Source organism: Aeromonas sp. 30P, assembly GCF_051919805.1.
In the GTDB taxonomy this organism is placed as follows: domain Bacteria; phylum Pseudomonadota; class Gammaproteobacteria; order Enterobacterales; family Aeromonadaceae; genus Aeromonas; species Aeromonas veronii.
Genome location: NZ_JBQBEA010000001.1, coordinates 830,826 through 852,553, shown reverse-complemented (window position 1 = coordinate 852,553; position 21,728 = coordinate 830,826). Strand labels below are relative to the sequence as shown.

The window sequence follows — 21,728 nt, the reverse complement described above, 5'->3', positions numbered from 1 at the left end:
ATTAATCCTTTCCGACGTGGAGAATCGCGAGGAAGGCTTCCTGCGGCACGTCGACACGGCCGAGGGACTTCATCCGCTTCTTACCTTCTTTCTGCTTGTTCAGCAGTTTCTTCTTACGACTCACGTCACCACCGTAGCACTTGGCGGTTACGTCTTTACGCAGAGCCTTGACGGTGCTGCGAGCGATGATCTGGTTGCCGATGGCCGCCTGAATCGCGATATCGAACATCTGGCGCGGGATCAGCTCGCGCATCTTCTCCACCACCTGACGACCGCGATACTGGGCGTTGTCCTTGTGGGTGATGATGGCCAGGGCATCGACCCGCTCGCCGTTGATCATGATGTCCAGACGGACCATGTCGGAGGTTTCGAAACGCTTGAAGCCGTAATCCAGCGAGGCGTAACCGCGACTGGTGGATTTCAGACGATCGAAGAAGTCGAGCACCACTTCCGCCATCGGGATTTCATAGGTCAGTGCCACCTGCTTGCCGTGGTAGACCATGTTGGTCTGCACGCCACGCTTCTCGATACAGAGGGTGATCACGTTGCCCATGTACTCCTGCGGCAGCAGGATATGACACTCGGCGATCGGCTCGCGCATCTCCTTGATGCTGGTGATGGCGGGCATCTGGGCCGGGCTGTCGATATGGATGGTGGAGCCGTCGGTCAGCTCGATCTCGTACACTACGGTCGGCGCCGTGGTGATCAGATCCAGATCGTATTCACGCTCCAGACGCTCCTGAATGATCTCCATGTGCAGCATACCGAGGAAGCCACAACGGAAGCCGAAGCCCAGCGCAGTGGAGCTCTCCGGTTCGAAGAACAGGGAGGCATCGTTCAGGGAGAGCTTGTCGAGGGCGTCACGGAACGACTCGTAGTCATCGCTGGAGATGGGGAACAGACCCGCATAAACCTGCGGCTTCACCTTCTTGAAGCCAGCCAGCGCCTTGTCGGCACCATTCTTGGCCTGAGTCAGGGTATCGCCCACCGGCGCGCCGTGGATGTCCTTGATACCGCAGACAACCCAACCTACCTCGCCGCAACCCAGACCCTGGGTATCCACCTGCTTGGGCGTGAAGATACCGATACGATCGACACCCCACACCTGACCGGTGCTCATCACCTTGATCTTGTCGTTCTTCTTCAGGGAACCGTTCTTGATCCGCACCAGAGAGACAACGCCCAGATAGGAGTCGAACCAGGAGTCGATGATCAACGCCTGCAGCGGGGCATCCGGGTCACCTTCCGGTGCCGGGATCTTGGCGACGATCTCTTCCAGCACCAGATCAACACCCAGGCCGGTCTTGGCGGAGCAGCGCACCGCATCAACCGCGTCGATACCGACGATGTCTTCGATCTCCTCGGCAACCCGCTCGGGTTCTGCGGCCGGCAGGTCAATCTTGTTCAGCACCGGCACCACTTCCAGATCCATTTCCATGGCGGTATAGCAGTTGGCCAGAGTCTGTGCCTCAACCCCCTGGCCGGCATCCACCACCAGCAGCGCCCCTTCACAGGCCGCCAAAGAGCGGGAGACCTCGTAGGAGAAATCCACGTGGCCCGGGGTGTCGATAAAGTTCAGCTGGTAGGTGTTACCGTCTTGTGCCTGGTAGTTCAGGGTCACACTCTGTGCTTTGATGGTAATGCCGCGCTCGCGCTCCAGATCCATGGAGTCAAGCACCTGAGCCTGCATCTCGCGGTCGGACAAGCCACCGCAAGTCTGGATCAGACGGTCCGACAGGGTCGATTTACCGTGGTCGATGTGCGCAATAATCGAAAAGTTACGAATGTGTTTCATCGAGCAAGAGTCACTCAAAATTAGTTAAGGTCAGTTATGGAGGCGCGATTTTACTGGATAACCCGGCTGACGGCCATTCTTTAGTCGCCAGCGCCAGTGAAATAGCGCCTGTTCAGTCAGGGGAGGATGCGGACAGGGACGACAACGCCGAGCATCTGCGGGCCGTAACGCCCCTGATCCAGGCGGTTGGAAAAGTAACGAACCAGTAAAAAGCCCAGCACGCCCCCCAGCAGGCAGCAGAGAATGGTAATTCCCTCCCCCCCCGAGAGCAGCGGTGCCAGCCAGAGCTGCCCCAGCAAGGCGCCGGCCAACAGGCAGAAAAGCGGCAGCACATAGACCAGCGCCGCCCCGCGCAGCAGACTCTCCTGCGGGATACCGAGCCTCACTTGCTGGCCAACCCGCACCTCGGCGGTCAGCCTGACCCGCAAGCGGGGAGCTTTCAGGGGAAATGCCTTGGCCACGGTGCCGGTACCGCAGTTGGACTGCTGCTGACAACCACTGCAGGCGGAGCGACGCTCGCACTCCACCCAAGCATGGTCACCCTCAATGGCCACCACGGTCGCCAGCTCTTCACTCATCTCATTCACGGCAACACCTCGGGTTCACACAATCAGGGGATCTGACCACGACTCGCCACGCTCGGCAAGCGGGGGACAACCCCGCATCCCCCGTTACTGCACCGCTTCGTTGCGGGCCAGCGGCTGGACCGACTCGGCGATGCGCTTGGCGGTTTCGGCAGGCACCTCCCCGACCACGGTGATCTCGACCCCCACCTCGTTGACATAGCTCACCAGCGAGGTCGCCCCCTGGCGGATCAGCTGCTGGCGCACCGCCTGCTTGGGATCCACCCGGGAGACGTAGACCGAGAGATCCACCAGCCCGTCGGAGAGCATCATGTAGTCCACCGGCATACTGGTGGTCACCAGCTGGTGCCGGTCTTGCGACAGCACCTTGAAGCCATCGGGCAGCCAGGTGATCTGCCAGTTCAACTGCTGTTGTGGCGCCGGATAGGCATCCTCCAGCGCCAGCGCCGGAGGCTGCTTGCTGTTGGCCAGCTTCACCAGCCAGGGGGCCGGTTTGCTCTGCAGATCCAGCTCGACACCGAGCACCTGCTCCACCAGATTGCCTTCCCGCTCGACCATGTCGATCCGCAGCAGCAAGTGGCTCTGCTCATCAATCCAGAGCACGAAACCATATTTGTCGGCCTCTTTAGGCACCAGCCTTACCACCTGCGCCACCACACCGGCAACCCGGCTGCGGCCGGCCAGCACAGGATCATAGCTCTCCAGCACCTGTGCCAGCGGCATCTTCACCAGGGTCGACCAGATGCCGGGGAAGCGGGCATCCTTCAGGGTGTAGGGATCGTGGCTGTTTTCAAAGAAGGTGTATTCGTTCTGGCGCTGGAGATACTCGATCGCCTTGCCGTCGAGGTAACTGAGGTGGGCCACTTCCTTGCCGTTGATGACGGCATGGCTGATCCGGATCGGTTCAAGACGCCCCTGACGGGCCTTGACCATGGACAACTCGAAATTCTGTTGCTGCACGGCACTCTGCATCTGCTGCAACAAGGCCTCGGCCGACTTATCGTCGGCCGAGGCCTTGGCACTGATCAGCAGGAGAGAGGCCAGCAAAATACGGCTAGACTGGCGCACGTTTGTATCCCTGACAATTCGTTATTGTTGGATCTGTCTGTCTTGCAACAGGCGCTGCTGCAACTGGTGGTCACGCAGGAAGGCGTTGATCCGCTCCCGCTGCTCCTGCATCTGCTGTTCGGTCAGCCCTTGCTGACGGGCACGGGCGCCATCCTGTTGCGGATAGTGAACACTCACCGGCGCCGCACTGCCACCGATTGGAATGGTATTGAGCACCGGATTGGCCGGAACGCCATCCTGTCCCTGATACTGCTGCACCCCGAAGATAACGGCAGCGGCCACGGATGCCGCAATGGCATATTGACCCAGTTGCTGACCGACACGGCGGAACAACGGAACCACATTGGAATCAGTCTTGACCGGCGCAACGGCTGGTTGCAGCACGGGAGCCGTCTCGACCGGCTTGGGTGCCAGTATGGTGGGCTCATCCTCCAGCGCAGCCATGATGCTGTCACTGAGATCCAGTTGCAGATTGACCGGCAGGTCACCCCGCATGGCATCGCCGATCAGGTGGTAACGACCCCAGGTATCTTGCAAGTCGGAGTCCATCTCCAGCTCGTTCAGTACCTCTGCGTCACTCAGGTCACCATCCATCAGGGCAGAGATTTGCTCTTTATTTGCCATAAGTTAACCCGTCTTTCCCCAGTTAATTCTCGATCAGAGGTTGCAGCTTTTTATCGATTGCTTCCCTCGCCCGGAAGATACGGGATCTGACCGTACCCACAGGGCAATCCATGATTTCGGCAATCTCTTCGTAGCTCAGCCCTTCCAGTTCGCGAAGGGTGATAGCTGTCCTCAGGTCTTCCGGCAATGCCTCTATGGCTGAAAACACGGTGCGTTTGATCTCGTCAGTCAGCGCCAGGTTTTCGGGGGTTGAGACCTCTTGCAAGGCTTCACCACCACCATAAGACTCCGCTTCGTCAGCCTCCACATCACTGCTGGGCGGCCTGCGCCCCTGGGAGGTGAGATAATTCTTCGCCGTGTTCACGGCAATTCGGTACAACCAGGTGTAAAAAGCACTTTCGCCACGGAATGTCGGCAATGCACGGTAGGCTTTTATAAAGGCCTCTTGCGCCACATCGGGCACATCACCGGGATTGTTGACATACCTGGCAACCAGGTTGACCACCTTATGCTGGTATTTTTTTACCAACAGGTTGAAAGCTGCTTTATCGCCGCGCTGGACCCGTTCAACCAGCTGTTCGTCCAATAGATTCTGGTCGCTCATCAGAGCCGTAAAACCCCCATCAGGTTATCGTTTTTCTTTTCCGGCCCTTCCTAAGCGCACAAGTTCAGACAGGGAGAATCAGAGAAAGTTCGCTTCAATTGAAAAAAATGTGATGCCGGCTGCATCCTCGCCCTCGCTTGGGCTACCATGGTGCCAGTTCTTAATCCAAGCCAATGATACTTATGAAAGCAAGTGTTGAATACCTTTGCGATGTACTGATCATTGGCAGCGGTGCCGCTGGTTTGTCCCTCGCGTTGCGATTGGCAGACCACGCCAAAGTCCTGGTTCTGAGCAAGGGGCCCATCAGTGAAGGGGCCACTTTCTATGCGCAAGGAGGCATCGCTGCCGTTTTCGACGAAACCGACAGCATCGAATCCCACGTGAGCGACACGCTCAACGCGGGCGCCGGGTTGTGTGACCCGGCAGTAGTCGAGTTCACCGCTCGCCACGCCCGCGAATCCATCCAGTGGCTCATTCAGCAAGGGGTCCCCTTCGATCAGGAGGAGAACGCCGACGGCGAGTCCCAGTACCACCTCACCCGGGAAGGGGGCCACAGCCATCGCCGCATCTTCCACGCGGCGGATGCCACCGGCAAGGCGGTGCAGCTGACCCTGATCGATCAGGTGCGCGCTCACCCCAATATCCAGCTGATGGAGCGCTTCAACGCGGTCGACCTCATCACCACCCGCAAGCTCAACCTGCCGGGCAACAAGGTACTGGGCGCCTACGTCTGGAACCGCAACGCCGAGCAGGTCGAGGTGATCCGTGCCCGTTTCGTGGCACTGGCCACCGGTGGCGCCTCCAAGGTCTACCAGTACACTTCCAACCCGGATGTGAGCTCTGGCGATGGCATCGCCATGGCGTGGCGGGCCGGTTGCCGGGTGGCGAACCTGGAGTTCAACCAGTTCCACCCCACCAGCCTGTTCCACCCGGACGACCCCAACTTCCTGCTGACCGAAGCGTTGCGTGGCGAGGGGGCCTATCTGCGCCGCCCGGACGGCAGCCGCTTTATGCCGGAGTTTGACGAGCGGGCCGAGCTGGCGCCACGGGATATCGTCGCCCGCGCCATCGACCACGAGATGAAGCGGCTCGGGGCGGATTGCATGTATCTGGATATCAGCCACAAACCGGCCGATTTCATCATCAAGCACTTCCCGACCATTTATGAGCGCTGCCTCGCGGTCGGCATCGACATCACCAAGGAGCCGATGCCCATCGTGCCGGCCGCCCACTACACCTGTGGCGGCGTGATGATCGACAACAATGGCCAGACCGATATTCCCGGCCTCTATGCCATCGGCGAAGTGACCTACACCGGTCTGCACGGCGCCAACCGCATGGCCTCCAACTCCCTGCTGGAATGCGTGGTCTATGCCCATCAGGCGGGTGCTGACATTCTGGCCAAGCTGCCGATGAGCGTGGAGCCGCCGCGCCTGCCGGTGTGGGACGAGAGCAAGGTGGAAGATTCCGACGAACTGGTGGTGATCCAGCACAACTGGCACGAGCTGCGGTTGATGATGTGGGACTACGTGGGGATAGTGCGTACCAACAAACGCCTGGCCCGCGCCAAGCGCCGCATCGACCTGCTCAAGCAGGAGGTACAGGAGTACTACGCCAACTTCCGCGTCTCCAACAACCTGCTGGAGCTGCGCAACCTGCTGCAGGTGGCCGAGCTTATCGTCAACTGCGCCCTGCAGCGCAAGGAGTCTCGCGGCTTGCACTACAACCTGGACTATCCGGATATGCTGCCGGACTCCAAACCAACCGTGCTGACCCCGGAGCGGGATTAATCCCCCTTCCTGCCAAGCGTTGCAGCAATCAGTGACCCCGCCCCGGCGGGGTCACTTGTTTTCAACCGCTTTTCAGCCCCAAAAAGAGCGCCGCCAGCCACATTGCAGCAGCTTATCGCGATAAATCAGCACATGGTTATCACGGGAAGCAGGCGTCAGCGCCGAGACGGCAGAAAGTGGATGGCTCGCGCCAGCAGGCGGTAATGTTCGGGGGGAAGGGCGTCGGAGAAGAGCCACAGTTGCCGTGGCGACACGGCTCCACTCTCTTGCGGATCGGGACAAAGCGCCAGCCTGAGCACACCGGGCAGAATGCGGCTTTTCTTGTCGAGCTGATAGCGGCAACCTTGCCACTGTAGCCACTGACCATCCCAGACAAGCTCGAACGGGGGCGCGGCTAGGGAGCGCCAGCTCAACCAGAGCGCCGCCAGCCAGACGGGCAGCAACAGCGCCCACTGCCAACCGGCAATCAGGCCAGCCACCGGCCAGAGCAGCAACAAAAAGAGGGCCACCAGCAAACATTGCTGATGGCGGGAGGGGTGAACCGTCATGATCACCCGCTCCACAGTATTACCCCTGGCGGTCGTGGCGCGCCTGATTGCGCTCCAGGATCATCGGGATCATGGCGGCAAATGCGGGATCGGCAGGGACACCATGACCCATGCACCATTTGAACAGATCCGGATCGTCGCTCGCCAGCAGGCGGATAAAGGTCTGCTGATCGGCTTCGCTCAGGGAGTCGAACTCGTGTTCGAAAAAGGGCATAAAGATCACATCCAGCTCGAGCATACCGCGACGGCAGGCCCACTTCAGGCGGGATTTTTCAACTGGGCTCAACATGGCACTCTCCTTACAAAGACCGGGGGATGGTACCAGCTGGATTTTCCGGCTGACAAACATTAGTTACGTCTTTACCATGCAGCTCACATACTTTCTCTCTGGAATACCATCGTGAGCCTGCAACCACCTGTTTTTCCTGCCGAGCCGACCCGCTTCTCCCTGACCAAGCTGGCCATCACCCGTATCAGCGGCCAGGATCGCGTCAAATATCTGCAAGGTCAGGTCACCTGTGATGTCAACGCCCTGCAACCGGGACAACAGACCCCGGGTGGCCACTGTGATCCCAAGGGCAAGCTGTGGAGCAATTTCCGCCTGCTCTGCCTCGACGACAGCCTGCTGCTGCTGACCAGCCCTTCAGTGTTGGAACGTCAGCTGCCGGAGCTGAAGAAATTTGCCGTCTTCTCCAAGGTCGAGATCGCCGCCGATGAGCGTCACGCCACCGGGATCGCCGGTACAGGCAGCGATGAGTGGATCGCCGAGCAGTTTGGCCTTCTGCAGAGCGGTCTTATCGACGGCGGCATGGCGGTGAAGATTGAACAGGATCGCTGGCTACTGGTGAGCAATCAGCAAGCCGACGCCCTGCCGCAAGGTGACGAATCACTCTGGTGGGGGCTCGAGATCAAGGCGGGTCTGCCACATATGGAAGCGGTGCATCAAGGGGAGTTCATCCCGCAGATGCTCAACCTGCAGGCGCTGGACGGTATCAGCTTCAACAAGGGTTGCTACATGGGGCAGGAGACGGTGGCCCGTGCCAAGTATCGCGGCGCCAACAATCGCGCCCTGTTCCTGCTGGCGGGCACTGCCGGCGAGCCGGTCGCCAGCGGCGATACCCTGGAGCTGCAACTGGGTGACAACTGGCGCCGCAGCGGCATGGTGCTCAACGCCTGGCAACAGGCAGGGCAGGTGTGGCTCACCGCCGTACTGCCGAAAGATACCGAGGCTGACGCCCAATTCCGCCTCAAGCAGGACGAAGGCTCCCGCCTCACCCTGCAACCCCTGCCTTACGCCCTGACCGAGTAAGGTCGGCTAGCGAGGCACCCGCGCCAGCAGTGCCCCCTTCAGCCAGCGCCCCGCCTGCCCCAGCGGGCGGGCGCGATGCCACTGCAACTCCAGCGCCAACGCATGGCTGGCGATAAAGTCGGGCTCCAGCACCACCACTTCGCCCCGAGCCAGCGGCTGATGCAGCAGAAATTCCGGAATGGCGGACCAGCCAAGACCCCGCTTGACCAGCTCCAACACCCCGAGATCCCCCTCGACCCACCACACCTGAGCCGAGATGCGAAAACGCTGACGCTCGCTCCCTTCCCGTCGGCCGGTCACCATCAGTTGGCGTGCCCCCTGCAGATCGACCTCTCGCAGCGGTTGCTTGCGGGCCAGCGGATGATCCGGTGACACCACCAGCGGCATGGTCACCTCCCCCAGCGAATGGGCGACAATCTCCCGCTGGGGATGCACCTTCTGATAACTGATGCCGAGCTGGGCACGGCCGGTCACCAGCATCTCGGTCACATCCTCCATCAGCGGGAAGAGCAGCTCCAGCTCTACGGTCGGGTAGCGGGTGGCGAACTCCTCCAGCAGGGTGCCGAGCCAGGGAAGGTGGGAGTCATCATCGATGGCCAGGGTAAGGCGCGTCTCCACCCCGGCCGCCAACTCTCCGGCAATAGACTGCAACCGTTCACTCTGCGCCAGCAGGATCCCCGCCTCCTGCACCATGCGGGCCCCCACCTCCGTCAGCTGCGGATAGCGGCCGCTGCGGTCAAACAGGGTGAGCGCCAGATCGATCTCCAGATTGGCGATGGCGCTGCTCACCACCGACTGCGCCTTGCCCAGCTTGCGGGCGGCAGCAGAAAACGAGCCGGTTTCAGCAGCGGCCAGCAAGATCCTCAGTTGTTCCAGTGATGGCGTCATCTTATGGCCCTCCGGCAAGTCTTCTCATCCATCTATTTTAGCGATGGATGCCAACATGAATCTATCGCGAAAGTTCTATAGATTAACCCGCAATTCGTGAATAAACCTGATTGAGAGAGTGACTTATGCGTACCCGTAACGATCGCCTGCGCCATGCCATTGGCTTTGAATTCATTGGCCTGCTGATTGCCGCCCCGCTGGCCAGCTGGGTTACCGGGGTCGGGCTCAACCATATGGGCCCGCTGGCCCTGTTCTTCTCGGTGCTGGCCACTGTCTGGAACTACATCTACAACATCGGGGTCGACAAGCTGCTGCTCAAATATCAGGGCCATACCCACAAGACTCTGTGGCAACGGGTGCTGCATACCTTCGGCTTTGAGGGCGGTCTGCTGATCGTTGCGCTGCCGGTCATGTCCTGGTGGCTGAGCGTCAGCATGCTGGAGGCGCTGGTACTGGATCTGGGCTTCGTCGCCTTCTACCTGATCTATGCCTTCGTCTACAACTGGGGTTATGACAAGGTGTTCCCCATCCCCCGCGAAGTGCCGCACGGCATGCCACAAGAGGCGCGCTAAGGCACGAATCAGTTGGACTGAAGCCGAGACGTGAAGGTCAACAAGGAAAGACTACAGAAGAAACGACACGGCCCCATCATGGCAGACATGATGGGGCCGCAAAAGGCGTCAGCGCTGGCAGGCCGGCTGATTCAGAGGTAAGGATTCAAGCCTGCCCGTCGCTCAAGCCTGGGCTTTGAGCTCTTCGCCGCTCTCGTCGGCAGCGGCAGCCTCTTCAGGCTGGGCCTGAGCGGCCTGCAGCGCTTCCAGTTCGCTCTGATAATCGCTCAGGATCTGCTGGGCAACCGCCATATCTCCCTTGTGTTTGCGCTCGAACAGATGGTGCTGCACCACGCCGTTGAGATACTCCACCGTGATGGGCTGCTCCAGGGTGGCCATCAGCTCCTCTTTCTCCAGCTCGGCATTGATTTCATCGGCGGTCGTGCGCAGCAGCCCGGCCAATTGAACCAACATGCGGCGCTCACCTTCGCGCAGCAGGCTCAACATGCGGTTTCTCTGCTGCTCATTCTGTTGGGTCATACATTTCCTTACGTCAATTGGGAACAAGCCCGCTCATTCTGCCCTGTCCCCATGACAGCGTCTATCTCATGCCCCCCACAAATTTTTGGCGCTGGCTCACAAATGGCTACAGATGCTATTTGAAGTGGCTCTGGGGTATAGTAGCCGCTGATTTTCAGGCGCTTTTTTCACCCTCATCCGCAAACAGGGATGAGACGGCAAGGGCGCCTGCCCGGTTTACCCCAACGAGGTGAAGATCCGCTTTATGACCGACGCCATTGTGGTGCTCTGCACCTGCCCAGATCAAACCAGTGCCGACCTTCTCTGCGAACAGCTGCTGAACCAGCGGCTGGCCGCCTGCATCAATCAACTGCCGGGCGTCACCTCCGTCTATCGTTGGCAAGGCAAGGTGGAGCGCGCCACCGAGATCCAGCTCATCATCAAATCCCTCCAATCGCGCTTTGCCGAGCTGCAGGCATGTATTCAGGACAATCACCCCTATGAGGTGCCCGAGCTGCTGGCCCTGCCGGTGAGTGCCGGACTACCTGCCTATCTCGACTGGCTTAATGGGGAGACCGCATGACGTTCAACCGCTTGCTCTCTCCACTGCTGCTGCTCTGTGCCCTGCTGATGACAGCGGTGGGCAGCTCCCCAGCCCACGCCAGCGGCGCCGATCTGCTCAGCTCGCTGGGTATTGAGGCCAACGCCAAGCCCAAATTTTTGCAGGTCGATGAGGCCTTTCAGATCGAGAGCGAACAGCGTGGCGATCAGCTGCTGCTAACCTTCCACATCGCCGACGACTACTACCTCTATCGCCATAGCCTGCGCTTCAAGGGGAACAACCTCACCTTCAGCGAGCCGACCCTGCCGGAAGGCACCGAGCACGAGGATGACTTCTTCGGCAAGACCCGGGTCTACTACCAGCAGGTGAGCATCGCGGTGCCGCTAAAGGAGGTGGGGGAAAATGCCACCCTGCGGGTGCGCTATCAGGGCTGTACCGACGGCCTCTGCTATCCACCGACCGACAAGCTGATCGATGTAACCCCGCTGGTCACGGCAACCACAGCGTCCACTGCTGATACGGCACAAAGCGTCGCACCGGTTAGCCAGCAGGATCAGCTGGCCGCCGCCCTCGGCCATCAGGGGTTCTGGCTCAGCATCGTCGCCTTCTTCGCGCTGGGGCTGGGGCTCGCCTTCACCCCCTGCGTCTTCCCCATGTACCCAATCCTGACCGGCATCATCGCCGGTGCCGGCCATCGCCTCTCTACCGGTCGCGCCTTCCTGCTCTCCATGGTCTATGTGCAGGGGATGGCGGTCACCTACACCTTGCTGGGGTTGGTGGTCGCCTCGGCGGGTCTGAAATTCCAGGCGGCGCTGCAACATCCCTATGTGCTGATCGCCCTCTCGGTGATGTTCGTGCTGCTGGCCCTCTCCATGTTCGGACTCTATACCCTGCAACTGCCGAGCAGTTTGCAAACCCGTCTCTCCGGCCTCTCCAACCGCCAGCAGGGCGGCTCTGTGGTCGGGGTCGCCATCATGGGGATGATCTCCGGGCTGGTCTGCTCCCCCTGCACCACGGCGCCGCTCTCGGGGGCGCTGATCTACGTGGCCCAGAGCGGCGATCTCTGGCTCGGCGGGGCGGCGCTCTATGCGCTGTCACTGGGGATGGGTCTGCCGCTGCTGCTGCTCGGCACCTCGGGTGGCAAGCTGCTGCCCAAAGCGGGCGCCTGGATGGATGTGATCAAGCAGCTGTTTGGCTTTGCCCTGCTGGCGGTGCCGATCCTGCTGCTGTCACGGCTCTGGAGCGATCAGATTGCCACTCTCGCCTGGCTCGGCTGGGGGCTGCTGCTGTGCGGCTATCTCTATCACCACAACCAGCACCAGCCCCACTCGGTGGCCAAGAGCGTACGCGGCTTCGTGCTGTTGCTGGCGATGATCAGCGCCGTGGTAGTGGGCAAGGATCTGCTGCAACCGGCCACCCCTGCTGCCATCACGGCGGATGCCGGTCAAACGGCGCCGCAGTTTATCCGCATCAAGACGCTGGATGATCTCAAGGTGCAGCTGGCCGCCGCCCGCGGCAAGCCGGTGCTGCTTGACCTCTACGCCGACTGGTGCGTCGCCTGCAAGGAGTTCGAGCACAAGACCTTCAGCGACCCGGCGGTGAGGGCGCGCTTCGGCCAGATGGTGCTGCTGCAGGCGGATGTCACCGCCAACGACGATGCGGATATCGAGCTGCTCAATACCCTCAATGTGCTGGGCCTGCCGACCCTGATCTTCTTCGACCGCGAGGGCAAGGAGCTGACAGGGCAGCGGGTCACCGGTTTTATGGGGCCTATCCCCTTTGCCAAACATCTCGAGATGGTAAGTGATGCACACTGAGTTGCGTCGCCTGCAGACAAGCGATGCACCTGCCTTGCAGCGGCTGTTCGAGCAGGCCCCCTCCTATCAGGCGGCGGTGAGCAATGACCCTCTCTCTGCACAGGCAGGAGAAGAGGAACTTGTCGCCTGCCCATCCGGCCTGCCTCTCTCCGACAAACATCTCATCGGCCGCTGGGAGCAGGGAGAACTCACCGCTGTCATTGATCTGCTGCGCGGCTATCCCAATCCAGACACCGCCTATCTGGGTCTGTTACTGGTGGGGGAACCCTGGCAAGGGAGTGGCCGTGGTCAGTCGCTCTATCTTCACGCCTGCACGCTGGCAAGCTCATGGGGGGCTACCCGGCTTCGCCTGTCAGTGATTGCCAGCAATGAGAGTGCTCTATCCTTCTGGCTGCGCAGAGGGTTCACCGAGTGCTATCGCCGCAAGCTGGCTGGTTATCGGGCCGAGGCCATCGTGCTGGAACGTTCACTGGAACCGTGAGCCGAGGTTTGCCGCCGCGCATTCGCGTGGCACAATCGCCCCTCTCGTTTTGCACTTGTCCGGAGTTTTGATGAAAAAGTGGTTCATCCCCCTGCTAGCCCTCTGGCTTTATGGCTGCAGTGCAGGGCCCGGTGAAGAGGATATCCGCCAGCAGGTCACCGCCAAGCTACTGGCCGAGACAGACGCCAACCTGTTCGATATCAGCGACTTTACCATCCTCGGCAAGGAGGAGCGGATGGAGGGGGTCTATCTGGTCAAGGTGAGTTACCAGCTCCACTTCAAGCAGGGGCTCGATCAGTTGCAGGTGTTGCACGACGAGGATCTGGTCTACGACCGGGTGGCCCCTTCCAGCAGGAGATGGGGCTGATGGAGCTCGAGCGCAAATATGGCGAGTTCGAGGCGGGCCAGGTGCTACCACAAGAGGCAGAGGTGTGGATGATGAAGGACGAACAGGGATGGCGGCTGGCGGAACCGGCCCAATAAAGGGCTGCCCGCCCCTTACGCACTGCAACTACTGGACTGCCGTTGCCAACCAGCTCAAACCTGGGTATCGACCCGATACCCTTTTCGCTCGGCGGTTTCGCTCGGCAACTTGCTGGCCAACCCTGACAGCACCTCCTTGAGGGTGACCCCGCGCTCTGCCGCACCACTGCTCTCCAGCAGCTTGGTCAGCTGGCTCTGCAAGGGGTTGACCGCTTCACGCTCGGCTCCTTGCTCGCTCTCTTTTTCCTGTCCGCCCTGCTGATCCAGCGTCTCCAGCAGGCGCTCCAGATCCCGCTTGAGCGGGTTTTCGCTGCTGTCGGCGATGGCGAGTTTGCGCTGTTCCTGCTCTTGCCGCTGTTGTTGCTGCAATGCCAACTGTTGCTCCTGCTGCTGTTGCAGGGAGCCCATCATGGTATTGATGAACGCTTCCAGCGAGTCCCTAATTGAAACAGTGCCCCCGCCGCGGCTCTCCCCTTGCGGTGACAGTCCCAGTTCGTCCAGCACGGCGCCAAGGTCGCGCACCATCCGGCTGTCGCCGCCCGTTGATGGCGAGGTCACAGCCCGCTCCTGTGCCTGCACAGCGGGAGAACCCTGCCGTTGCGCCAGCGGGCTGAGCCCGCCTGACGCGACCACATTTATCTCCATCTTGGCCCTCCTCTCCCCACCCTCTGGCCATTTTCGGCAAATATTCCGGCAATCTGACAACCCCTTGCCCCTTGGCAGATAACCGTACTCACACCTAAAAGATAGCGCCAACCGGACGAGATTGGCGCGAATGCATCTTTTGGTCTATCAGGCGGAACGATAGTGCCAACCCGCTATAAACAAGGGCTGGCAAGGGGGCTTAGTTCAGCCATCACTGCGCTGGCTGACAATGGGGGTCAGAAGATATCCTTCATCCGGTGCCACAACATTCCCAGTGCCAGCAGCGGGGAGCGCAGCGCCGAGCCGCCGGGGAAGGTGATATGGGGCACGCTGGCGAAGAGATCGAAACCCCGGCTCTCGCCGCGGATCGCCTCGGCCACCAGCTTGCCCGCCATATGGGTGGCGTTGAGGCCGTGCCCCGAGTAGGCCTGGGCGTAGAGTACGTTGGGGTATTCCTTCAAGCGGCCAATCTGCGGCAAACGGTTGGCGCCGATCCCGATCATGCCCCCCCACTGAAACTCGATGGCAGTGCCAGCCAGCTCGGGGAAGACCCGCAACAACTTGGGCAACATGAAGGCCTTGATATCGCGGGGATCCCTTCCCGAGTAGTTGCAGGCCCCGCCGAACAGCAGACGACCATCGGCGGAGAGGCGGTAGTAGTCGAGCGCCACGTTCTGATCGCACACGGCCATGTTTTGCGGCAGCAAGCGCTGGCGCAAGCGGCGATCCAGCACCTCGGTGGCGAGGATGTAAGAACCGGCCGGCAGCACCCGTCCTCCCAGCTCCGGATTGAGGTCGTTGAGGTAGGCGTTGCAGCCGATCACCAGATAGTCGGCAGTGAGCCGGCCGTGGGCGGTGGTCACTTCAACCTGCTTGCCGTAATCGATATGGGTCACTCTGGAGTGTTCAAACAGGGAAACCCCGAGGCTGGCTGCGGCGCGCGCCTCGCCGAGCGCCAGATTGAGGGGATGGAGATGGCCGGAGCCCATGTCGATGAGGCCGCCGATATAGCGATCCGACCCCACCACGGTATGGATATCTGCGCGCGGAACCAGCTTGAGTTCGTGCTCATAGCCCAGACTCGCCAGATGGTCGAGATCTTCCTCAAAGCCGGCCAGATGGCGCTGACGGGTGGCAAGGTCGCAGTAACCCCAGGTGAGGTCACACTCGATATTGAAACGCTCAACCCGCTCGCGCACCAGCTGCACCGCCTCCAGCCCCATCAGGTCGAGTTCGCGCACCCCTTCCTCACCAATCCAGCGGGCGAACTGGCTGGTATCGTGGCCGATACCGCGAATAAGCTGACCGCCGTTGCGCCCAGAGGCGCCCCAGCCGATTCGGTTGGCCTCCAGCACCACCACCTTGTAGCCTGCATCAGCCAGGTTGATGGCGGTGTTGAGACCGGTAAAACCGCCGCCGATGATGCAGACATCCGCTTTCAGCTCGGCCTCGAGTTCCGGCCACTGCTGCGGATCGTTGCGGGTGGCCGCGTAGTAGGAGGCGACGTGCTCCTGATATCTGTTGTGCTTTCCTGCCTGCATACTCAGCATCCTGCCTTGGTTGCAAATTGTTTAATAAAATAAGCAAAGTTGTTTCGATAATACCCAGTTCCCCCTCCACTCACCAACCGGTGCGGATCACAGAAATGCAAAAGGCGCCCCGAAGGGCGCCTTTTCATGCAATCAAGGTGCTGTAACGAATTACAGTACGTCGATGGCGTTCAGGTCGGAGAATGCTTTCTCCAGACGAGCGATCATGGAAGTCTGACCTTCACGCAGCCATACGCGCGGATCGTAGTACTTCTTGTTCGGCTTGTCGGCGCCTTCCGGGTTGCCCAGCTGGCCTTGCAGGTAAGCTTCGTTCTTCTTGTAGAAGTTCAGCAGACCTTCCCAGGTTGCCCACTGGGTGTCGGTGTCGATGTTCATCTTCACTACGCCGTAGGAGATGGACTCGCGGATCTCTTCCAGAGTGGAACCAGAACCACCGTGGAATACGAAGTCCAGAGACTTGGCAGGGATGCCGAACTTCTCGGAAACGTACTTCTGGGAAGCGTCCAGGATGGACGGGGTCAGCTTGACGTTACCCGGCTTGTATACACCGTGTACGTTGCCGAAGGAGGCAGCGATGGTGAAACGCGGGCTGATCTTGGACAGACGCTCGTAAGCGTAAGCAACATCTTCCGGCTGGGTGTACAGAGCGGACTGATCCATGTGGCTGTTGTCGACGCCGTCTTCTTCGCCACCGGTGCAACCCAGTTCCAGCTCCAGAGTCATGTTCATCTTGGCCATGCGGGTCAGGTACTCGCAGCAGATGTCGATGTTCTCTTCCAGAGACTCTTCGGACAGATCCAGCATGTGGGAGGAGAACAGCGGCTTGCCGGTTTCAGCAAAGTGCTTCTCGCCCGCTTCCAGCAGACCGTCGATCCACGGCAGCAGCTTCTTGGCAGCGTGGTCGGTGTGCAGGATTACCGGCACGCCGTAGGCTTCGGCAACAGCGTGAACGTGCTTGGCACCAGAGATGGCACCCAGGATGGCAGCTTTCTGACCTTCCAGCTTCAGACCCTTACCGGCGGTGAACACGGCACCACCGTTGGAGAACTGAACGATAACCGGCGCTTTAACCTTGGCGGCAGCTTCCAGTACGGCGTTCACGGAGTCGGTACCAACGCAGTTTACGGCCGGCAGAGCAAAGCCGTTCTCTTTAGCGATGGCGAACACTTTCTGAACGTCATCACCAGTGATCACGCCGGGTTTTACGAAGTCGAAAATTTTCTTAGACATGTTTAATCGTCCTGTCTCGTATGCCGTTAATAAAAAATGGGGGGTTCATCATGAACCGGCACAGCGGGCACATGATAAACGAAACGGGAGGCTTTTGCCCCCCGTTCCGGGTCAATTAGGCTTTCGCGCGCTGTTCCAGAATCGCAACAGCCGGCAGTACCTTGCCTTCTACGAACTCCAGGAAGGCGCCGCCGCCAGTGGAGATGTAGGAGACTTTGTCAGCGATGCCGAACTTGTCGATAGCAGCCAGGGTGTCGCCACCGCCAGCGATGGAGAAGGCCGGAGAAGCAGCGATGGCTTCAGCGATAACCTTGGTGCCTTCAGCAAACTGGTCAAACTCGAATACACCAACCGGGCCGTTCCACAGGATGGTCTTGGCGTTCATGATGATGTCAGCCAGGGCCTTGGCAGAATCCGGGCCGATGTCGAAGATCATGTCGCCGTCGGTCACGTCAGAGACGGACTTGATGGTCGCCGGAGTGGACTCGGAGAACTCGGCACCTACAACCACGTCGGTGGTCACAGGAATGTTGGTCTCGGCAGCCAGTTTCTTGGCGGTGTCGATCAGGTCGTGCTCGCACAGGGACTTGCCGACGTTGTGACCGGCAGCAGCGATGAAGGTGTTGGCGATGCCACCACCGACAACCAGCTGGTCAGCGATCTTGGAGAGGGATTCCAGAACGGTCAGCTTGGTGGAGACCTTGGAGCCGCCAACGATGGCAACCATCGGGCGCTCGGGCTTCAGCATGGCTTTGCCCAGGGCTTCCAGTTCACCCGCCAGCAGCGGGCCGGCACAAGCGACCGGAGCGAACTGAGCCACACCGTAGGTGGAACCTTCGGCGCGGTGAGCAGTACCGAACGCATCCATTACAAAGACATCACACAGGGCGGCGTATTTTTTGGCCAGCTCTTCGGTGTTCTTCTTCTCGCCTTTGTTGAAGCGGCAGTTTTCCAGTACAACCAGCTCACCGGCAGCGACTTCTACGCCATCCAGGTAATCCTTGGCCAGGCGAACCGGGCAGGACAGAGCGTCTTTCAGATAGTTGACAACCGGAGCCAGGGAGAATTCTTCGTTGTATTCACCCTCGGTCGGACGACCCAGGTGGGAGGTGATCATCAGCTTGGCGCCCTTTTCCAGAGCCAGCTTGATGGTCGGCAGAGTCGCAACGATACGTGCATCGGAGGTGACCTTGCCGTCTTTTACCGGTACGTTCAGGTCAGCACGGATCAGAACGCGTTTACCCGCCAGATCCAGGTCAGTCATCTTGATAACAGACATATTCAGTCCTCTATATTTTCCAGGTAATGTTAAAAACAGTAACCTTTCGCCCGGGGCAGGCTCAGCCTGCGGCCATCATGGCCCGGGTGGTATCCAGCATCCGGTTTGCGAAGCCCCATTCGTTATCGCACCACATCAACATCTTGACGAGGTTGGCATCGCTCACCCGGGTCTGGGTACCATCAATGATGCATGAGTGCGCATCATGATTGAAGTCTACGGAGACCAGCGGTTCTTCCGTGTAATCCAGAATACCGTGTAATGTACCTCTGGATGCCCGTTGCAGGGCTTGATTTACGTCACTAACTGTTACTTTTTTACGAACAGTAATACTGAGATCCATCGCTGTTACATTGATGGTCGGCACCCGCACCGCGATCGCCTCGAACTTGCCGGCGAAGTGGGGCAGGATACGCTCCAGCCCCTTTGCCAGCTTGGTATCCACCGGGATGATGGACTGACTGGCAGCGCGGGTTCGGCGCAAGTCACTGTGGTAGGCATCGATGACTTGCTGATCATGCATGGCCGAATGAATTGTCGTAATAGTACCACAATTTATCTCGAATTCTCGATGCAATGTTTCAATCACCGGCACCACGCAGTTGGTGGTACAGGAGGCGTTGGAGACGATCCGCTCCGCTCCGATGAGGGTATGATGGTTGACCCCGTAGACCACGGTAGCATCCACATCCGCATCCGCCGGGTGGGAGAAGAGTACCTTGCCCGCCCCCGCCGCCAGATGCAGCTCGGCATCGGCCCGCGAGCCGAATACCCCGGTGCAATCCAGCACCACATCGACTCCCAGCGCCCGCCACGGCAGCTTTGACGGATCCCGCTCGGCAAACAGGGAGATGAGATCCTCCCCCACCAGCATGCTGTTGCCCGCCAGTTGCACCGGATGGTGGAAGCGACCGTGACTGGTATCGTAACGGGTCAGGTGCACCATGGCCTCGGGGGCCGCCAGCTCGTTGATGGCGACGATCTTGATGGTCTTGTCGCGCCCGCTTTCATAGAGGGCTCGCAACACGTTGCGACCGATCCGCCCGTAACCATTGATGGCAATCTTGATCATCGAGAATCCGTTTCCTTGAACCAGCAACAGGGCGGCACACCGGCCGCCCGGGAGCCCCGGCTACGACAGCAGGGCCTCTGAATTCACCGCGGGCCAGCAGTGCGGCCCCGAATACCCCGGCACTGTCACCAAGGGCAGGAGCAATAATGGGGGTTGCGAAGCGGGGATTAAAGAGGAAGGGCAAAATTGTCTGCCGCCCTGCACTGTAAAGGCTCTGCACATTGCCCACCCCGCCACCGATGACGATCACATCCGGGTCGAGAATATTGACCACATTGGCCAGCGCCTGACCAAACAGCAGATGCAGCCGGTCGATGGTGAGCTTGGCCACATGATCGTGGGCGGTGGCAGCCGCGATTTGAGCCAGTGAGAGGCGACGTTTGGCCTTGGCCTCGTACCATGCCTCCAGCGCCGGGCCGCTGATCAGGGTCTCGACGCAGCCACGCTTGCCGCAGTAGCACTCGGGGCCATCGGGGGAGAGCACGTTGTGGCCCCACTCACCGGCGATGCCGTGGTGGCCGTTGAGGATCTGGCCGTTGATGACGATGCCGGAGCCGACCCCGGTGCCCATGATGATGCCAAACACCACTTTCGCATCGGGATGGTGCTGGCGCACTGCACCGAGATGGGTTTCTGCCAGCGCAAAGCAGTTGGCGTCGTTGGCGATCAGCACCGGCACGCCCAGTTTGCGCTCCAGATCCTCCTTGAACGGCTTGCCGTTGAGCTCGGTGGTGTTGCAGTTCTTCATCAGGCCGGTCTGCGGATCCCGCGCCCCCGGCGTGCCCATGCCGATGACGGCAGGCCGCTGACCAATCTTCTCGGCGCACTCAGCTACCAGCTTGGCGATCTGGCCGATCATATGGTCATAACCGCCAGCCCGCTCGGTGGGGATGCGGTGGCGCAGCAGCACCTCGTCGCCCTCCAGCACCACGCATTCACACTTGGTACCGCCAAGATCGATACCCCAATCCAGTGACTTGCTGCTCATCTTGCCTCCTGCACGGCCGCCACGCTCTCGTCATCGCGGCGCCATTTTTTAATGTAAAACGGGGCCTGACGGCCCCGGATTTCAAACAAACTCTTCTTCTCTCGCCCCGGCCTTAGCGGCCGTGATACTGGGCAGAGAGCTCGTGCACCGTGTTGACGAACACGCCAGCGTGTTCCGGGTTAACATCCTGATGGATGCCGTGGCCGAGGTTGAATACGTGGCCGTTGCCGTGGCCGAAACCGGCCAGAATGGAGGCGACCTCTTCACGGATGCGAGCCGGAGTGGCGTAGAGCATGGAGGGGTCCATGTTGCCCTGCAGCGCCACCTTGTCGCCGACCCGACGCTTGGCATCGGCGATGTCGGTGGTCCAGTCCAGACCCAGCGCATCGCAACCGGTGGCGGCGATCTGCTCCAGCCACTGACCGCCGTTCTTGGTGAACAGGGTGACCGGCACACGGCGACCGTCGTGCTCGCGGATCAGGCCATCGACAATCTTGTGCATGTACTGCAGGGAGAAGTCGCGGTAATCGCGCGGGGTGAGCACGCCACCCCAGGTGTCGAACACCATGACAGCCTGCGCACCCGCCTTGATCTGGGCGTTGAGGTAGGCAATCACGCTGTCGGCCAGCTTGTCGAGCAGCAGGTGCAGGGTTTGCGGCTCTGCGTACATCATCTGCTTGATCTTGGTGAACGCCTTGGAGCTGCCCCCCTCCACCATGTAGGTAGCCAGGGTCCAGGGGCTGCCGGAGAAGCCGATGAGCGGCACTTCGCCCTTCAGCTCACGGCGGATGGTGCGCACTGCGTTCATCACGTAGCCCAGCTCATCTTCCGGATCCGGAATGGGCAGCGCCTGCACGTCGGCCATGGAGGTGATCGGACGCTCGAAACGCGGGCCTTCACCCTGCTCGAAGTAGAGACCCAGCCCCATGGCATCGGGCACGGTAAGGATGTCGGAGAAGAGGATGGCGGCATCGAGCGGGTAGCGGCGCAGCGGCTGCAGGGTGACTTCACAGGCCAGCTCGGCGTTGCGGCACAGGGACATGAAATCCCCCGCCTGGGCGCGAGTCGCCTTGTATTCCGGCAGATAACGGCCAGCCTGGCGCATCATCCATACCGGGGTCATGTCCACATCCTGACGCAGCAAAGCGCGCAGGTATCGATCGTTCTTCAGCTCTTTCATCCCAGTTCCTGAGTTCGTATCACGCATAAAATGGCGGCCATAATACCACTTTGCCCACCGGATCGGACTGCCCAAAACGTGGCAAATGGACGCGCGGTTGAAAAGATGTGAAGGGGCGCAAACCTGACCGCCCCGCTTGTAACAAGAAGTGCAAAAAGATT

At 60.2% G+C, this 21,728-nt stretch carries 21 protein-coding genes and 2 pseudogenes; 7 read left to right on the top strand and 16 right to left on the bottom strand.

The genetic code is table 11. From position 1 onward, the window contains the following. Position 1 precedes the first annotated feature (1 nt). The 5 genes from lepA to rpoE form a co-directional block, all read right to left on the bottom strand. Positions 2–1,795, bottom strand: coding sequence for a translation elongation factor 4 (gene lepA / locus ACTG2B_RS04145; RefSeq protein ID WP_005335396.1), 1,794 nt, complete (start codon positions 1,793–1,795; stop codon positions 2–4). Between the two features lie 116 nt (positions 1,796–1,911). Beyond that, positions 1,912–2,373 carry a SoxR reducing system RseC family protein gene (locus tag ACTG2B_RS04140; RefSeq protein ID WP_040068038.1) on the bottom strand — a complete coding sequence of 154 codons (462 nt, stop codon included), beginning with the start codon at positions 2,371–2,373 and terminating at the stop codon, positions 1,912–1,914. A gap of 93 nt (positions 2,374–2,466) precedes the next feature. Next, complete coding sequence (locus ACTG2B_RS04135; RefSeq protein ID WP_005335407.1) at positions 2,467–3,447, bottom strand: MucB/RseB C-terminal domain-containing protein; 981 nt, start codon at positions 3,445–3,447, stop codon at positions 2,467–2,469. A gap of 21 nt (positions 3,448–3,468) precedes the next feature. Continuing rightward, positions 3,469–4,071 (bottom strand): RseA family anti-sigma factor, encoded by a 603-nt coding sequence (locus tag ACTG2B_RS04130; RefSeq protein WP_005335409.1) that lies wholly within the window; start codon positions 4,069–4,071, stop codon positions 3,469–3,471. A gap of 22 nt (positions 4,072–4,093) precedes the next feature. Then, positions 4,094–4,675, bottom strand: a complete 582-nt coding sequence (rpoE, locus tag ACTG2B_RS04125) for an RNA polymerase sigma factor RpoE (RefSeq protein WP_005335411.1) — start codon at positions 4,673–4,675, stop codon at positions 4,094–4,096. A 182-nt stretch (positions 4,676–4,857) separates the two neighbouring features. Here rpoE and nadB point away from each other — a divergent pair, with 182 nt between their 5' ends. Beyond that, positions 4,858–6,465, top strand: a complete 1,608-nt coding sequence (nadB, locus tag ACTG2B_RS04120; protein WP_005354382.1) for an L-aspartate oxidase — start codon at positions 4,858–4,860, stop codon at positions 6,463–6,465. Positions 6,466–6,620: 155 nt separating this feature from the next. Here nadB and ACTG2B_RS04115 read toward each other — a convergent pair whose 3' ends face one another. Together ACTG2B_RS04115 and ACTG2B_RS04110 are read right to left on the bottom strand one after the other, a co-directional pair. Beyond that, positions 6,621–7,013, bottom strand: coding sequence for a protein YgfX (locus ACTG2B_RS04115; protein ID WP_302247266.1), 393 nt, complete (start codon positions 7,011–7,013; stop codon positions 6,621–6,623). Positions 7,014–7,032: 19 nt separating this feature from the next. Next, entirely contained in the window at positions 7,033–7,302 is a 270-nt protein-coding gene (locus ACTG2B_RS04110) for an FAD assembly factor SdhE (RefSeq protein WP_005335417.1), read from the bottom strand. A 111-nt stretch (positions 7,303–7,413) separates the two neighbouring features. Here ACTG2B_RS04110 and ygfZ point away from each other — a divergent pair, with 111 nt between their 5' ends. Beyond that, positions 7,414–8,322 (top strand): tRNA-modifying protein YgfZ, encoded by a 909-nt coding sequence (gene ygfZ / locus ACTG2B_RS04105; RefSeq protein WP_204419533.1) that lies wholly within the window; start codon positions 7,414–7,416, stop codon positions 8,320–8,322. A gap of 6 nt (positions 8,323–8,328) precedes the next feature. On the opposite strand, the gene ACTG2B_RS04100 is transcribed toward ygfZ, so the two are convergent. Next, positions 8,329–9,210 carry a LysR family transcriptional regulator gene (locus tag ACTG2B_RS04100; RefSeq protein WP_439995250.1) on the bottom strand — a complete coding sequence of 294 codons (882 nt, stop codon included), beginning with the start codon at positions 9,208–9,210 and terminating at the stop codon, positions 8,329–8,331. Positions 9,211–9,335: 125 nt separating this feature from the next. Here ACTG2B_RS04100 and ACTG2B_RS04095 point away from each other — a divergent pair, with 125 nt between their 5' ends. Further along, complete coding sequence (locus ACTG2B_RS04095) at positions 9,336–9,782, top strand: PACE efflux transporter (protein WP_439995249.1); 447 nt, start codon at positions 9,336–9,338, stop codon at positions 9,780–9,782. Between the two features lie 162 nt (positions 9,783–9,944). On the opposite strand, the gene ACTG2B_RS04090 is transcribed toward ACTG2B_RS04095, so the two are convergent. Further along, a complete protein-coding gene (locus ACTG2B_RS04090; protein ID WP_005362699.1) occupies positions 9,945–10,301 on the bottom strand; it encodes a hypothetical protein in 357 nt (118 codons plus the stop codon). A 244-nt stretch (positions 10,302–10,545) separates the two neighbouring features. On the opposite strand from ACTG2B_RS04090, the gene cutA reads away from it, so the two are divergent. From cutA to ACTG2B_RS04070, 4 genes and pseudogenes are all read left to right on the top strand, one after another. Continuing rightward, a complete protein-coding gene (cutA, locus tag ACTG2B_RS04085) occupies positions 10,546–10,863 on the top strand; it encodes a divalent-cation tolerance protein CutA (protein WP_439995248.1) in 318 nt (105 codons plus the stop codon). Then, complete coding sequence (locus tag ACTG2B_RS04080) at positions 10,860–12,659, top strand: protein-disulfide reductase DsbD (RefSeq protein WP_439995247.1); 1,800 nt, start codon at positions 10,860–10,862, stop codon at positions 12,657–12,659. Before cutA ends, ACTG2B_RS04080 begins: the two co-directional genes overlap by 4 nt. Further along, positions 12,649–13,140 (top strand): GNAT family N-acetyltransferase, encoded by a 492-nt coding sequence (locus ACTG2B_RS04075; RefSeq protein WP_139461853.1) that lies wholly within the window; start codon positions 12,649–12,651, stop codon positions 13,138–13,140. The genes ACTG2B_RS04080 and ACTG2B_RS04075 overlap by 11 nt, the downstream gene beginning before the upstream one ends. A 70-nt stretch (positions 13,141–13,210) precedes the next feature. Continuing rightward, a pseudogene (locus ACTG2B_RS04070) lies at positions 13,211–13,623 on the top strand (hypothetical protein). 54 nt (positions 13,624–13,677) lie between these two features. On the opposite strand, the gene ACTG2B_RS04065 reads toward ACTG2B_RS04070, so the two are convergent. The 7 genes and pseudogenes from ACTG2B_RS04065 to hemE all read right to left on the bottom strand — a co-directional run bounded on the left by ACTG2B_RS04065 (position 13,678) and on the right by hemE (position 21,567). Continuing rightward, complete coding sequence (locus ACTG2B_RS04065) at positions 13,678–14,268, bottom strand: hypothetical protein (RefSeq protein ID WP_439995246.1); 591 nt, start codon at positions 14,266–14,268, stop codon at positions 13,678–13,680. Between the two features lie 236 nt (positions 14,269–14,504). After that, positions 14,505–15,809 carry an NAD(P)/FAD-dependent oxidoreductase gene (locus tag ACTG2B_RS04060; RefSeq protein WP_439995245.1) on the bottom strand — a complete coding sequence of 435 codons (1,305 nt, stop codon included), beginning with the start codon at positions 15,807–15,809 and terminating at the stop codon, positions 14,505–14,507. A 159-nt stretch (positions 15,810–15,968) separates the two neighbouring features. Next, positions 15,969–17,048: a class II fructose-bisphosphate aldolase gene (gene fbaA / locus ACTG2B_RS04055; RefSeq protein WP_005335434.1), complete on the bottom strand. Its 1,080-nt coding sequence runs from the start codon at positions 17,046–17,048 to the stop codon at positions 15,969–15,971. 115 nt (positions 17,049–17,163) lie between these two features. Next, complete coding sequence (locus ACTG2B_RS04050; protein WP_005335436.1) at positions 17,164–18,327, bottom strand: phosphoglycerate kinase; 1,164 nt, start codon at positions 18,325–18,327, stop codon at positions 17,164–17,166. Positions 18,328–18,388: 61 nt separating this feature from the next. After that, on the bottom strand, positions 18,389–19,399 hold the full coding sequence (epd, locus tag ACTG2B_RS04045; RefSeq protein WP_439995244.1) for an erythrose-4-phosphate dehydrogenase: 1,011 nt from the start codon (positions 19,397–19,399) through the stop codon (positions 18,389–18,391). A gap of 76 nt (positions 19,400–19,475) precedes the next feature. Further along, a pseudogene (locus tag ACTG2B_RS04040) lies at positions 19,476–20,387 on the bottom strand (ROK family protein); the annotation flags it as partial. A gap of 112 nt (positions 20,388–20,499) precedes the next feature. After that, on the bottom strand, positions 20,500–21,567 hold the full coding sequence (gene hemE, locus ACTG2B_RS04035; RefSeq protein WP_439995243.1) for a uroporphyrinogen decarboxylase: 1,068 nt from the start codon (positions 21,565–21,567) through the stop codon (positions 20,500–20,502). Positions 21,568–21,728: the final 161 nt, after the last annotated feature.

Excerpts from the sequence above, each read along its gene's own strand:
- ACTG2B_RS04130 (WP_005335409.1), bottom strand. The coding sequence starts at position 4,071 with ATGGCAAATAAAGAGCAAATCTCTGCCCTGATGGATGGTGACCTGAGT.
- ACTG2B_RS04110 (WP_005335417.1), bottom strand. The coding sequence starts at position 7,302 with ATGTTGAGCCCAGTTGAAAAATCCCGCCTGAAGTGGGCCTGCCGTCGC.
- epd (WP_439995244.1), bottom strand. The coding sequence starts at position 19,399 with ATGATCAAGATTGCCATCAATGGTTACGGGCGGATCGGTCGCAACGTG.
- fbaA (WP_005335434.1), bottom strand. The coding sequence starts at position 17,048 with ATGTCTAAGAAAATTTTCGACTTCGTAAAACCCGGCGTGATCACTGGT.
- rpoE (WP_005335411.1), bottom strand. The coding sequence starts at position 4,675 with ATGAGCGACCAGAATCTATTGGACGAACAGCTGGTTGAACGGGTCCAG.
- ACTG2B_RS04090 (WP_005362699.1), bottom strand. The coding sequence starts at position 10,301 with ATGACCCAACAGAATGAGCAGCAGAGAAACCGCATGTTGAGCCTGCTG.
- ACTG2B_RS04080 (WP_439995247.1), top strand. The coding sequence starts at position 10,860 with ATGACGTTCAACCGCTTGCTCTCTCCACTGCTGCTGCTCTGTGCCCTG.
- lepA (WP_005335396.1), bottom strand. The coding sequence starts at position 1,795 with ATGAAACACATTCGTAACTTTTCGATTATTGCGCACATCGACCACGGT.
- cutA (WP_439995248.1), top strand. The coding sequence starts at position 10,546 with ATGACCGACGCCATTGTGGTGCTCTGCACCTGCCCAGATCAAACCAGT.
- ACTG2B_RS04095 (WP_439995249.1), top strand. The coding sequence starts at position 9,336 with ATGCGTACCCGTAACGATCGCCTGCGCCATGCCATTGGCTTTGAATTC.
- ACTG2B_RS04100 (WP_439995250.1), bottom strand. The coding sequence starts at position 9,210 with ATGACGCCATCACTGGAACAACTGAGGATCTTGCTGGCCGCTGCTGAA.
- ACTG2B_RS04065 (WP_439995246.1), bottom strand. The coding sequence starts at position 14,268 with ATGGAGATAAATGTGGTCGCGTCAGGCGGGCTCAGCCCGCTGGCGCAA.
- hemE (WP_439995243.1), bottom strand. The coding sequence starts at position 21,567 with ATGAAAGAGCTGAAGAACGATCGATACCTGCGCGCTTTGCTGCGTCAG.
- ACTG2B_RS04060 (WP_439995245.1), bottom strand. The coding sequence starts at position 15,809 with ATGCAGGCAGGAAAGCACAACAGATATCAGGAGCACGTCGCCTCCTAC.
- ACTG2B_RS04140 (WP_040068038.1), bottom strand. The coding sequence starts at position 2,373 with ATGAGTGAAGAGCTGGCGACCGTGGTGGCCATTGAGGGTGACCATGCT.
- nadB (WP_005354382.1), top strand. The coding sequence starts at position 4,858 with ATGAAAGCAAGTGTTGAATACCTTTGCGATGTACTGATCATTGGCAGC.
- ACTG2B_RS04050 (WP_005335436.1), bottom strand. The coding sequence starts at position 18,327 with ATGTCTGTTATCAAGATGACTGACCTGGATCTGGCGGGTAAACGCGTT.
- ACTG2B_RS04115 (WP_302247266.1), bottom strand. The coding sequence starts at position 7,013 with ATGACGGTTCACCCCTCCCGCCATCAGCAATGTTTGCTGGTGGCCCTC.
- ACTG2B_RS04075 (WP_139461853.1), top strand. The coding sequence starts at position 12,649 with ATGCACACTGAGTTGCGTCGCCTGCAGACAAGCGATGCACCTGCCTTG.